This window comes from Saccharopolyspora sp. NFXS83 (assembly GCF_026241095.1).
In the GTDB taxonomy this organism is placed as follows: domain Bacteria; phylum Actinomycetota; class Actinomycetes; order Mycobacteriales; family Pseudonocardiaceae; genus Saccharopolyspora_C.
This window is the reverse complement of the sequence record NZ_JAPFGB010000037.1, coordinates 51,000-63,998: the sequence shown is the minus strand read 5'-3', so window position 1 is coordinate 63,998 and position 12,999 is coordinate 51,000. Positions and strand designations below refer to the sequence as shown.

General features: G+C 71.2%; 6 protein-coding genes. All 6 read left to right on the top strand.

Going from position 1 to position 12,999, the window contains the following annotated elements:
- Nucleotides 1–178: 178 nt before the first annotated feature.
- The 6 genes from OOZ19_RS27585 (at nucleotide 179) to OOZ19_RS27560 (ending at nucleotide 12,966) form a co-directional block, all read left to right on the top strand.
- Nucleotides 179–7,288 (top strand): non-ribosomal peptide synthetase, encoded by a 7,110-nt coding sequence (locus OOZ19_RS27585; protein ID WP_266093087.1) that lies wholly within the window; start codon nucleotides 179–181, stop codon nucleotides 7,286–7,288.
- Nucleotides 7,285–7,482 (top strand): MbtH family protein, encoded by a 198-nt coding sequence (locus tag OOZ19_RS27580; RefSeq protein ID WP_266093086.1) that lies wholly within the window; start codon nucleotides 7,285–7,287, stop codon nucleotides 7,480–7,482. Before OOZ19_RS27585 ends, OOZ19_RS27580 begins: the two co-directional genes overlap by 4 nt.
- Before the next feature lie 117 nt (nucleotides 7,483–7,599).
- Nucleotides 7,600–9,015 carry a DHA2 family efflux MFS transporter permease subunit gene (locus OOZ19_RS27575; RefSeq protein ID WP_266093085.1) on the top strand — a complete coding sequence of 472 codons (1,416 nt, stop codon included), beginning with the start codon at nucleotides 7,600–7,602 and terminating at the stop codon, nucleotides 9,013–9,015.
- A 134-nt stretch (nucleotides 9,016–9,149) separates the two neighbouring features.
- Entirely contained in the window at nucleotides 9,150–9,983 is an 834-nt protein-coding gene (locus OOZ19_RS27570; protein ID WP_266093084.1) for a siderophore-interacting protein, read from the top strand.
- A 63-nt stretch (nucleotides 9,984–10,046) separates the two neighbouring features.
- Complete coding sequence (locus OOZ19_RS27565) at nucleotides 10,047–11,390, top strand: lysine N(6)-hydroxylase/L-ornithine N(5)-oxygenase family protein (RefSeq protein WP_266093083.1); 1,344 nt, start codon at nucleotides 10,047–10,049, stop codon at nucleotides 11,388–11,390.
- A gap of 469 nt (nucleotides 11,391–11,859) precedes the next feature.
- On the top strand, nucleotides 11,860–12,966 hold the full coding sequence (locus tag OOZ19_RS27560) for an LLM class flavin-dependent oxidoreductase (RefSeq protein WP_266093082.1): 1,107 nt from the start codon (nucleotides 11,860–11,862) through the stop codon (nucleotides 12,964–12,966).
- Nucleotides 12,967–12,999: the final 33 nt, after the last annotated feature.

Below are 12,999 nucleotides of genomic sequence, written 5' to 3'. Positions count from 1 at the left end.
GGACCGTTCGCCCAGTCGGATTGGACGAACGGTCCGTTCACTTCGTCGCGTCGGGGGCGCGTTCCGGTGGGGGCGGTGGCCGGGGCTGAGAGGTAGCGCACGCGGTGGGGGTTCTGGCCACTGGGCGGCGGGTGAAATAAGGTTAGCCTTACTTTGTCCGCGTCCCGTGGGGAGAACGATGCCGGAGCCGCAGGGCGCGTCACTGCCGCTGTCCGCCGCGCAAGCGGGGATCTGGTTCGCGCAGGCGCTCGACCGCGCGAACCCGATCTACAACACCAGCGAGTACGTCGAGATCCACGGCCCGGTCGACCCGGCGCTGTTCGCCGCCGCGCTGACCAGGGTGCTGGCCGAGGCCGACACGCTGCGGATTCGCGTGGTCGAGGCCGAGGACGGCCCGCGGCAGCTGATCGAGCAGCCGTGGGAGCCGAGCCTGCCGGTGGTCGACGTCAGCGGGGACGCGGACCCGATGTCCGCGGCGCTGCGGTGGATGCGCGGGGACCTCGCCGAACAGGTGGACCTCGCGGTCGGGGGCCCGGAGGGCAGGCTGTTCACGGCGGCCCTGCTGAAGCTGGCAGACGACCGCTGGCTCTGGTACCAGCGGATCCACCACGTGGCCATCGACGGCTACGGCTTCTCGATCGTGCTGCGCAGGGTCGCGGAGGTCTACACGGCGCTGGTCGGGGGCGACGAACCGGGGGAGTCCCCGTTCGGGCCGCTGGAGGCGCTGCTGGACGCCGAACGGGACTACCGGGCGTCGGACAAGTTCGAGCGGGACGCGGAGTTCTGGCGGGAGCGGTTCGCCGACCGCCCCGAGCCGGGCACCTTGGCCGGTCGGGCAGGTCAGACGGCGCGCACGTTCCTGCGCCGTGCGGCGGACGTGGACTCCGATGCCGCCGATGCGTTGGCCGGGGCCGCTCAGGACAGCCGCACGATCTGGCCGGACGCGTTGATCGCCGGGTTCGCCGCCTACCTGCACCGGGTGACGGGGCAGCGCGAGGTGGTGCTGGGGCTGCCGGTGATGGGGCGGCTCGGTTCGGCCGCGTCGCGGGTGCCGGGCATGGTCGTGAACGTGCTGCCGCTGCGGCTCGCGGTCGCTCCGGACTCGACGCGCGACGAGCTGGTCGTGCAGGTGGCGAAGGCCGTGCGTGAGGTGCGCAAGCACCAGCAGTACCGGGGCGAGGACCTGCGCCGGGACCTGCGGTTGCTGGGCGCGGACCGTCCGCTGTTCGGCCCGATGATCAACGTGAAGGCGTTCGACTACGACCTGTGCTTCGGCGAGCACTCCGCGACGGTGCACAACCTGGCGGCGGGCCCGGTCGACGACCTGACGGTGTCGGTGTACACCGCCGGCACCGGCATGCGGTTCGAGTTCGACGCGAACCCGGACCTCTACACCGCCGATGAGATCGCCGCGCACCAGGACAGGTTCCTGCGCTTCCTGAGCCGGTTCATCGAGGCGAACGGGACGGTCGGCGAGGTCGACCTGCTCTCCGCGGAGGAACGCCGCCTGGTCCTCGACGAGTGGAACGGCGGCCCCGTCGGAGCCGACCGCGCGGGGATGACGCTGCCGGACCTGTTCGAGGAGCAGGTTCGGCGCACCCCGGAGGCGGTGGCGTTGACCTGGGGCGACGAGCGGATCACCTACACCGAGCTGGACGCGCGGGCGAACCGGCTGGCGCACTGCCTCATCGACCACGGCGTCGGCCCGGAGCAGCTGGTGGCGCTGGCGCTGCCGCGTTCGGCGGAGCTGGTGGTCTCGGTGCTGGCCGTGCTGAAGGCGGGCGCCGCGTACCTGCCGCTGGATCCGGGGAACCCGGCGAGCCGCATCGCCTACATCGTCGCGGACTCGGAGCCCGCGATCCTGATCAGCGACACCGAGCACCACGCGAACCTCCCGGCCGACATCCCGCGGCTGCTGCTGGACGATCCGGCCGGTGCGGCGGAGATCGCCGAGCATTCCCAGCGCGATCCGCTCGGCGGGGAACGCGGGCCGCTGACGGCGGATCACGCCGCGTACGTCATCTACACCTCGGGTTCCACCGGCCAGCCCAAGGGCGTGGTGATCCCGCACCACAACGTGGTGCGCCTGTTCACCGCGACCGACCCGTGGTTCTCCTTCGGGGCCGAGGACGTGTGGACGCTGTTCCACTCGTACGCCTTCGACTTCTCGGTGTGGGAGCTGTGGGGAGCGCTGCTGCACGGCGGCAGGCTGGTCGTGGTGCCGCACGAGGTGAGCCGCTCGCCGGAGGAGTTCCTGGGCCTGCTGGCACGCGAGCGCGTCACCGTGCTCAACCAGACGCCGTCGGCGTTCTACCAGCTAGTCGAGGCCGACCGGAACGCTCCGGAGCTCGCTGGCGAGCTCGCGTTGCGGTACGTGGTGTTCGGCGGTGAGGCGTTGGACCTGTCCCGGCTGGACGACTGGTACGCGCGGCACCCGGGCACCCCGAAGCTGATCAACATGTACGGGATCACCGAGACGACCGTGCACGTGTCGTACGTGGAGCTCGACCCGGAGCTCGTCGCGCGGCGCGACGGCAGCCTGATCGGCCGCGGCATCCCGGACCTGCGGGTGTACCTGCTGGACGAGAACCTGCACCCGGTGCCGCCGGGCGTGATCGGCGAGCTCTACATCTCGGGGGAGGGGCTGGCGCGCGGCTACCTGGGGCGGCGGGCGCTGACGGCGTCGCGGTTCGTCGCCGACCCGTTCGGCGAGAAGGGCGCCCGGATGTACCGCTCCGGGGACTTGGCGCGGTGGCGTTCCGGTGGCCTGCTGGAGTTCGTGGGGCGAGCCGACCACCAGGTCAAGATCCGCGGTTTCCGCATCGAGCTCGGCGAGATCGAGGCGCGGCTCGCGGCGCACCCGCAGGTCACGCAGGCCGCGGTGGTGGCGCGCGAGGACCAGCCCGGTGATCACCGGCTGGTCGGTTACGCCGTGTCCGCGGCCGAGGCCGCCGACCTGCGAGCGCACTTGGCGGCGGATCTGCCGGACTACATGGTCCCGTCGGCCGTGGTGCTGCTGGACGCGCTTCCGCTGACTCCCAACGGAAAGCTCGACGCGCGGGCGCTGCCCGCGCCGGACTTCGCGCCGCAGGCGGCGGGCCGCGGCCCGCGCGACTCGGTCGAATCGGCGCTGTGCCGGCTGTTCGGCGAGGTGCTGGGCGTGCCGGAGGTCGGCATCGACGACGGCTTCTTCGACCTCGGCGGACATTCCCTGCTGGCGACGCGGCTGCTGACGCGGGTGCGCGGTGAGCTGGGCGTGGAGGTCTCCATCCGCACCTTGTTCGACCACCCGACGGTGGCGGGCCTGGTGCGGCGGATGGGGCCGAGCCTGCGTCCCCGCCCGGAACTGCGCCCGCGGCCCCGGCCGGAGGAGGTGCCGCTGTCCTTCGCGCAGCAGCGGCTCTGGTTCCTGCACCGGCTGGAAGGGCCCAGCGCCACCTACAACCTGCCGATCAGCGTGCGGCTGTCCGGTGAGCTCGACGTGGCCGCGTTGCGCGCCGCGCTCGGTGACGTGGTGGGCAGGCACGAGAGCCTGCGCACCGTGTTCCCCGATCGCCAGGGCGAACCGCGCCAACGCGTGCTGGAGCAGGGCGAACCGGAGTTGGCGGTCCGCGAGGTGGGCGAAGCGGATCTCGACGGAGCGCTGGTCTCCGCCGCTCGGCACGGGTTCGACCTGGCGCAGGAGCCTCCGCTGCGCGCCACGCTGCTGCGAACCGGCGAGCGGGAGCACGTGCTGCTGGTGCTGCTGCACCATATCGCCACCGACGAGTGGTCGATGGCTCCGCTGCTGCGCGACCTCGCCACCGCCTACACCGCCCGCCGCCGCGGCACCGAACCGGACTGGGCGCCGTTACCGGTGCAGTACGCGGATTACGCGCTGTGGCAACGGGAACTGCTCGGCGATGAGCAGGACGAGCACAGCCTCGCGGCGCGGGAACTCGTGTTCTGGCAGGACGCGTTGGCCGGGCTGCCCGACGAGCTCGCGCTGCCCGCCGACCACCAGCGGCCCGCGGTGCCCAGCCACCGAGGAGGCGCCGTGCGGTTCGGCTTCGACGCCGCGCTGCACCGGGATCTCCGAGCGCTGGCCACCGAACACCGGGCGAGCCTGTTCATGGTGGTGCAGGCCGGGTTGGCGGCGTTGCTGACCCGTCTCGGCGCGGGCACCGACATCCCCATCGGTTCTCCGGTCGCGGGACGCGGGGACGACCGGCTCGACGAGCTCGTCGGGTTCTTCGTCAACAGCCTGGTGCTGCGCACCGACACCTCCGGCGAGCCCACGTTCGCCGAGCTGCTGGACCGGGTGCGCCAGTCCGACCTGGCCGCCTACGACCACGCCGAGCTGCCGTTCGAGCGGCTCGCGGAGGTCCTCAACCCGTCGCGGTCGCTGGCCAGGCACCCGCTGTTCCAGGTGATGCTGGCCTACTGGGGCGAAGCGGAGGTGGTGGACGCCGAGTTCCCCGGCCTCCACGCGACCGTGGGCACCGTCGAGGCGGGTGCTGCCAAGTTCGACCTGGCGCTGAGCCTGCGCGAGGTCTCCGGCGGCGTCGAGGGCGTCGCCCAGTTCAGCGCCGACCTGTTCGAGACCGCGAGCGTCGAAGCGCTGACCGCGCGGTTCGTGCGGCTGCTCACCGCCGCCGCCGCGGACCCGGACACCCCGATCGGCGACCTCGACCTGCTCGGCTCGGCGGAGCGGCGGCGGATCTTCGCCTGGGGCGACGCGATCCCGGGCCAGGATGTGCGGCCCACGACCTTCCCCGACCTGCTCGACCAGCGGATCGCGGAGCACCCGGACAAGGCGGCGCTGGTCTTCGAGGACACCGAGCTCAGCTACGCCGAGCTCGGCGCGCGGGTGAACGCGCTGGCGCACCTGCTGTTGGAGCGCGGGGCCGCGCCGGGCCGGATCGTCGGTGTGATGCTGCCGCGCTCCCCAGAGCTGATCATCGGGTTGCTGGCGGTGCTCGCCTCCGGCGCCGCCTACCTGGCGCTGGACCCGGACTACCCGGCCGACCGGCTGGAGCACATGATCGACGACGCGGACCCGGGCCTGGTGCTGGCGTTCTCGGACCGCAGGCCGGCCAACGCGCCCACGCTGCTGCTCGACAGCGCCGAGGTGCGCGCGGCCTGGGACGCCGAGCCCACCGCGACACCGCCCCGAAAATCCACGGTGGATGATCCGGCGTACGTCATCTACACCTCCGGTTCCACCGGCAGGCCCAAGGGCGTCGTCGTCCCGCACACCGGCGTCGCCGGTCTCGTCGCCACCCAGACCCAGCGGGTCGGCGTGACCGCCGACAGCAGGGTGCTGCAGTTCGCCTCGCCGAGCTTCGACGTCGCGTTCTGGGAGCTGTGCATGGGCCTGCTCTCCGGCGGCACGCTCGTCGTGGTGCCCGCCGACCGGCGGGTCCCGGGCGCGCCGCTGGCCGACTACGCCCGCGACCACGGGGTGACGCACCTGGCGATCGGACCGTCGGTGATGGGCATGTTCCCGCCCGACGTGGACCTGCCGCCGAACGCGACCCTGCTCTGCGGCGCCGAGAAGGTGCCCGCTGACCTGGTGGAACGCTGGTCGCGGGACCGCACGATGCTCAACTGCTACGGGCCGACCGAGGCCACCGTGAACTCCACCTTGTGGGAGTGCGAACCGGACACCGGCACGTCCGTCCCGATCGGTGTGCCTGACCCCGGTACCCGGCTCTACGTGCTCGACGCCGCGTTGCGGCCGGTGCCGCCGGGAGTGGTCGGCGAGCTCTACGTCTCCGGAACCGGGCTCGCCCACGGCTACTTGAACCGCCCGTCGCTGACGGCCGAGCGCTTCGTCGCCGACCCCTACGGCGCGCCCGGCGCGCGCATGTACCGCACCGGTGACCTGGTGCGGTGGCGTGCCGACGGGGCGCTGGACTTCGCCGGGCGGGCCGACGACCAGGTCAAGATCCGCGGTTTCCGCATCGAACCCGGCGAGATCGAGGCGGCGCTGGCCAAGCACCCCGCCGTCGGCCAGGTCGCCACCGTCGTGCGCGAGGACCGGCCCGGCGACAAGCGCCTCATCGGCTACGTCGTCGCCCAGCAGGGGGTGGAGCAGGCGGAGTTGCGCGCGCACGTCGCCGAATCGCTGCCGGACTACATGGTCCCCGCCGCGATCGTGTTCGTGGACGCGCTGCCGCTGATGCCGAACGGGAAGCTGGACCGGGCGGCGCTGCCCGAGCCGGACCTCGCCGCCGCCGTCGGTTCCGCGGTGCCCCGCGACCCCACCGAAGAGGTGCTGTGCGGGCTGTTCGCGGAAGTGCTCGAACTGCAGCGCGTCGGCGTGCACGACGGCTTCTTCGACCTCGGTGGGCATTCGCTGCTCGCGGCCCGGCTCATCGCGCGCATCGACGAGGCGCTCGGCGTGAAGCTCAACGTGGGCAGCCTGTTCGCCGCCCCGACCGTCGCCGGGCTCGGTGCCCGCGTGCGCACCGGCGGCAAGGGCGACGCGCTGGGCATCCTGCTGCCGCTGCGCACCGAGGGCGAGAAGGAACCGCTGTTCTGCGTGCACCCTGCGGCCGGGTTGGCCTGGCCGTTCTCCGGGCTGATGAAGCACATCGACCCGCAGCGCCCGCTCTACGGCCTGCAGTCGCGGGGCCTCGACGAGCCCGCACCGGTGATGGACGACCTCGCCGCGATGGCCGCCGAGTACCTCGACCACGTCCGCGAGGTGCAGCCGCACGGTCCGTACCACTTCCTCGGCTGGTCCTTCGGCGGCGTCGTCGCCCACGAGATGAGCACCCAGCTGCAGGACCAGGGCGAACAGGTCCGGTTCCTGTGCATGCTCGACTCGTACCCGAAGGACGTGTGGGACGAGCTGCCCACCGAGGAGGAGGCGCTCAAGGCGCTGCTGTACATGGCCGGCTACGACATGAGCCTGCTCGGCGAGCAGCCGCTGCACCGCGACCAGGTGATGGAGATCCTCTCCGCCGAGGGCAGCGCGCTGGCGAACCTCGAAGAGCACACCGTGAAGGCGGTCATCGACAACTTCGCCAACTGCGCGGTGCTGGAGAACGAGGCCGACCACGGCACGTTCCACGGCGACGTGCTGTTCTTCACCGCCACCGTCAACCAGGCCAGGGCCTCGCTGACGCCCCGCATGTGGGAGTCCTACGTGGATGGTGTCGTGGAGGACCACGACATCGCCTGCGAGCACAAGGACATGACCAGGCCTGCCCCGCTCGCCGAGATCGCCGAGATCGTCCAAGATCGGCTGCGGCGCACCGAAGCCCCCGCCCCAGACCCGCGAAGGAGTTCCGGACCATGAGCAATCCGTTCGACGACCCCGAGGGCTCGTTCTACGCCCTGGTCAACGACGAGGACCAGTACTCGCTGTGGCCGGAGCGGATCAAGGTGCCCGACGGCTGGATGATCGCCCACGGCCCGGCGGGCAGAGAAGTCTGCCTGGAACACATCGAGGTGCACTGGACGGACATCCGTCCCGTCCGCAACGGCGCGTGAGGACGCGAGCGGCTCGCGTGGTGGGCCGGGTGGCGGAACCTCAGCGGCTCCGCCGCTGACAGGACACCGATCAAAACGGTTCTGCAAGAACTCCTAAGTCGGGAACCAACAGTGCGTGTGAACGACCCCAAAGTCGCGGTCTGCATCGTCTACGTCGCCGCGATGTTCATGAACGGCATGGACGCCACCATCGTCAACGTGGCGCTGCCCGCCATCGGCGCCGAGTTCGGGGTGCCGCCGAGCGCGACCAGCGCCATCAACATCGGCTACCTGGTCAGCCTCGCGGTGTGCATCCCCGTCTCGGGCTGGCTGGGCGACCGGTTCGGGACCAAGAAGGTCTTCCTGGCCGCGTTCGGCGCGTTCGTGCTGGCCTCCGCGCTGTGCGGGGCCGCTCAAGACCTGGCGCAGCTCACCCTGGCCCGCGTCGTGCAAGGCGCGGGCGGCGGCGTGCTGAGCCCGGTGGCGCTGACCATGCTGTTCCGCGCCTACCCGCCGCAGGAACGGATCAAGCTCTCCAGGGTGCTGGTGATCCCGACCGCCGTGGCGCCCGCGCTCGGGCCGGTGCTGGGCGGGTTCTTCGTCGAGCAGCTCAGCTGGCGGTGGGGCTTCTTCGTGAACGTGCCGTTCGGCGTGCTGGCGCTGGTCTACGGCGCGTTGCGGCTGCGCGAGCACGTCGAGTCCGTGCACAAGCGGTTCGACCTGATCGGGTTCGCACTGGCGGCGCCAGGGCTGGGTCTGCTGATGTACGCGCTGGACGCGGTGTCGATGCGCGGGCCGGGTTCCCCGCACTTCTACCTGGCGGGGGCGGTCGGGCTGGGCTGCCTCATCGCGCTCGTCGTGTCCCAGCTGCGGTCCCGGCAACCGATGCTGGACGTGCGGTTGTTCGGTGACGCCTCGTTCCGGCGGGCCAGCCTCGTCCTGGCGACGTGCGTCGCAGGATTCCTCGGCACGCTCTACGGGTTCACGCTGATGTACCAGTCCGGCATGGGCGCCTCGCCGTGGGAGACGGGCCTGGTGACCCTGCCGAAGGCGGTCGGCCTGATGGTGGCCTCGCAGGCGGTGACCTGGGCGCATCCCAAGATGGGGCCGCGGCTGCTGATCGCCTCGGCGATGCTCGGCGCCGCCGTGTCGTTCGCGGCGATGAACCTCGTGACCGGTCCGCTGTCGGCGGGGGCCGTGCAGTTCGCCTCCGGGTTCTTCGTCGGTGCCGCGTCGATCGAGCTGCAGGTCGTGGCGTTCGCGACGATCAGCGCGACCGCCACCGGCAGCGCGTCCACCTTGTTCAACGTGCAGCGCCAGGTCGGTTCGGCGCTCGGCGTGGCCGTCACGGCCGGCGTGCTCGCCCTCGGCGGGGCGGGGGCTTCCGGCTCGCTCGGCGTCTACCACGTGGCGATGCTCGTCTCCGCCGGATTCGCGCTGCTGGGCGTGTTCGTGGCGCTGCGCATCAAGAATCCCGCCGCGCTGCGCGCCGGTGCTGGTCAGGGCGTGGACGAGGGCAGCGGAGCCGGGGCGGTCCCGGCGGCCCGGAGCTGACGGCACGGCCGGTCGGTCACGCGTCCGGGCGAGATCTGGCCCACCGTGGGGAAGACATCCCGCCGTTCTATGGTTAGGCTAGCCTTAATTCCAGTGATCGTTCTGGAGACAGTGAGGAAGGAACGCCAGGGCTGATGACGACAGCGGACCGACCCGGACGCAGCGAACACCGCCGTCCACCGACCCGCACGCTGGAGGTTCTCCGCACGGCGGAGCTGTCGCCTTCGATGCGGCGCATCACCCTCGGCGGGGACGAACTCGTCGGGTTCCGCGAGCAGCACAGCGGACCGAACGTGAAGGTGTTCGTCCCGCAACCCGGTCAGCACCGCCCGGTGCTCCCCGTCCTCAACGACGAAGGCCGCTACGTGTGGCCCGAACCGCACGAACGGCCGACCATGCGCACCTACACGGTGCGCCGCTACGACGAACAGCGCGGCGAGCTCGACATCGACTTCGTCATGCACGGAGACCACGGCGTCGCCGCATCCTGGGCGCGCGAAGCCGAACCCGGCGACTACCTCGGCGTGCTCGGCCCCGGCGGCCGGACCTGCCGGGAAGCCGACTGGTACCTGCTGGTCGGCGACGAGACCGCGATGCCCGCCATCGCCTCGATCATCGAAGGGCTGCCGCTCACCGCGCGCGGCCAAGTCTTCCTGGAAGTCGCCGGGAGCAGCGACCAGCAGCACATCGAATGCCCACCGAACGTGCGGATGACCTGGCTGCACCGCGACGGCGTGCCCGCAGGGCACTCCACGCTGCTGTCCGACGCCGTCCGCGACCTCGACATCCCCGACAGCCACGACGTGTCGGCCTGGGTCTCCGGTGAATCCGGGATCGTCCGCGGCATCCGCCGCCACCTGCGGCAGGACCGCGGGTTCGACGCCCGATCGGTGCTGGCCATCGGCTACTGGAAAGCCGGCATGGCCGAAACCGACTACCACGACCGATACAACCACGACCGCGACTGAGCGGTCTGCGGATTCCACCGTGCCCGAGCGCGACACCGACCGGGTACCGGCGAAGGGACAACCGTGTCTGCGGCTCCGACCCCTGTGCAAGGCCACGTCCAGGACATCCTCGGCATCGGCTTCGGCCCCTCCAACTTAGCGCTGGCCGTGGCCGTCGAGGAACACAACCGCCGCTGCGGCGAAGACGAACGGCTCGACGCGAGCTTCGTGGAACGCAAGCCGAGGTTCGGCTGGCACCGCGGCATGCTCATCGAGGGCACCACCATGCAGGTCTCGTTCCTCAAAGACCTCGTGACGATGCGCGAGCCCGCCAGCGACTTCTCGTTCCTGTCGTACCTGCACGACAAGGGTCGGCTGGTCGACTTCATCAACCACAAGACGATGTTCCCCACCCGCGTCGAATACCACGACTACCTGGAGTGGGCCGCCGGTCGGCTGGAACACCTCGCGGACTACGACGCCGAAGTCATCGACGTGCGGCCCGTGCAGGACGGTGACGTGTTCGAGGTGCTCGTGAGGCACGGCTCCGGCCAGGTCACCACGCGGCTCACCCGCAACATCGTCGTCGCCGTCGGACTCGAAGCGAGCCTGCCGCCCGGCGCGGAACTCGGCGACCGCGTGTGGCACAACCTCGAACTGATGCACCGCGTCGGCGAACTTGACGGCACCGAGCCGCGCCGGTTCACCATCGTCGGAGCCGGGCAGAGCGCCGCCGAAGTCACCGACCACCTGCACCGCTCGTTCCCCGAAGCGGAAGTGTGCTCGGTGTTCAGCCGCTACGGACACACCCCCGCCGACGACAGCCCGTTCGCGAACCGCATCTTCGACCCCGACGCGGTCGACCACTTCTACACCTCGCCGACCGAGGTGAAGCAGATGCTCATGGACTACCACCGCAACACGAACTACTCCGTGGTGGACCTCGAACTCATCGAGCAGCTCTACGCCCGCGCCTACCAGGAGAAGGTGCAGGGCAAAGAACGACTGCGGATGCTCAACGCCTCCCGCGTCACCGACGTCGAGACCTCCGCCGACGGCGTCGCGGTCACCGTCGAATTCCTGCCGACCGGGGAGCGCGAGGTGCTCGACTCCGACGTGCTCGTCTACGCCACCGGCTGCCGCCCCGGCGACCCCGGCCGGTTCCTCGGCCGCACCTGGGGCGAATGCCTGCAGGACGCGGACGGGCAGGTGCAGGTGGACCGCGACTACCGGGTGCGCACCACCGACGGCGTCCACGGCGGCGTGTACTTCCAGGGCGGCACCGAGCACACCCACGGCATCACGTCGTCGCTGCTGTCCAACGGCGCGGTCCGCGCGGGCGACATCCGCGACTCGATCCTCCGGTACCGCAACGCTCCCCGGGTGACCGCACCGTCCGACTACGCCCTCACCGCCGAACACGCCTGAGCCCCCGGCCCCGTCTTCCGGCGGCCCACCTCCCACGGCATCCCGAGTGAACGGACCGTTCGTCCAACGGGATTGGGCGAACGGTCCGCTCACTCCACCACGCCTGCGCAGGATCGGGACTGAGTGAACGGACCGTTCGTCCAGCGGGATTGGGCGAACGGTCCGCTCACTCCATTCCGAACCAGAGCGACGGCGCCTCTTCCGGGTGCACGTGCCGCTGGGTGGGTTCGGGTGAACGGACCGTTCGACCAACGGGATTGGGCGAACGGTCCGTTCACTTCATCCGGGGTCGTTCGTGGGTGAGATGGCTTCTGCGGGGTGTTCCGACCGGGTGGGTTCGGGTGAACGGACCGTTCGTCCAACCGGATTGGTCAAAGGGTCCGTTCACCTGGGCGCCCGGCGGGCTGTGATCACCGGCACAGGGGCGGGGTGGGAACAAAGGGCGGTGATCGGGTGGTTGGGAACGGCGATGGACACTGTCGCCAACCCGGACCGCACCGCCCTCGGGGCCCGCGGTCACGCGGACCAGACCGACCCGATTCGCGGCACGGCGCGGGGGCGGTCGGCCGTGCCGCTGTCGATCCTCGACCTCGCGCCCGTCGGGGTGGAGACCACGCCCGGTGAGGCGCTGGCCACGACCACGGAGCTCGCCAGGGCCGCCGAACGCTGGGGCTTCCACCGGATGTGGGTCGCCGAGCACCACGGCATGCCGGGGATCGCGAGCTCGTCACCGCCGGTGGTGATCGCGCACCTCGCCGCCGCGACGAGCACGCTGCGGCTCGGTTCCGGTGGCGTGATGCTGCCCAACCACGCGCCGCTGGTCGTCGCGGAGCAGTTCGGCACGTTGCAGGCGCTGCACCCGGGTCGCATCGACCTCGGTATCGGCCGCGCACCGGGCACCGATCAGGGCACGGCCCGCGCGCTGCGCCGCACCAGCGGCCCGCTGTCGGTCGACGACTTCCCGCAGCAGCTCGGTGAGCTGCTGCGCTTCCTCGGTGACGGTTTCACCGCCGACCACCCGTACGCCGAGGTGAACTCGATCCCGCACGGCCAGGCGCCGCCGGTGTGGCTGCTCGGGTCCAGCGGGTTCAGCGCGCAGGTCGCGGGTGCGCTCGGGTTGCCGTTCGCGTTCGCCCACCACTTCTCGGCGCGCAACACGCTGCCCGCGTTGGAGCTGTACCGGCAGTCGTTCCAACCCTCGGAGGTGCTCGACGAGCCCTACTCGATGATCGGCGCGCAGGCGATCGCCGCCGACACCGAGGAGGAGGCGCTGGACTTGGCGCGCCCGATGGCGCTGAGCATGCTGCGGCTGCGCAGCGGCAACCCGGGGCGCATGCCCAGCCCCGAGGAGGCCCGCGAGTACCGGTACTCGGAGATGGAGCAGAGCGTCGTGGACAGCTGGCTGGCCGACGCGATCTACGGCACGCCCGAGTCGGTGCACGCGGAGCTGGAGGCGCTGCGGGAGAGCGCCGAGGTCGACGAGCTGATGCTCACCGCCAACATGTACGACCGGACGTCGAAGCTGCGTTCCTACGAGCTGATCGCCCGCGCCTACGGCCTGCCTGGCGTGGACTGAACCCCTGATCCGCATCGGCCTCGGCGCGTGCGC

Excerpts from the sequence above, each read along its gene's own strand:
- OOZ19_RS27585 (WP_266093087.1), top strand. The coding sequence starts at position 179 with ATGCCGGAGCCGCAGGGCGCGTCACTGCCGCTGTCCGCCGCGCAAGCG.
- OOZ19_RS27580 (WP_266093086.1), top strand. The coding sequence starts at position 7,285 with ATGAGCAATCCGTTCGACGACCCCGAGGGCTCGTTCTACGCCCTGGTC.
- OOZ19_RS27570 (WP_266093084.1), top strand. The coding sequence starts at position 9,150 with ATGACGACAGCGGACCGACCCGGACGCAGCGAACACCGCCGTCCACCG.
- OOZ19_RS27560 (WP_266093082.1), top strand. The coding sequence starts at position 11,860 with ATGGACACTGTCGCCAACCCGGACCGCACCGCCCTCGGGGCCCGCGGT.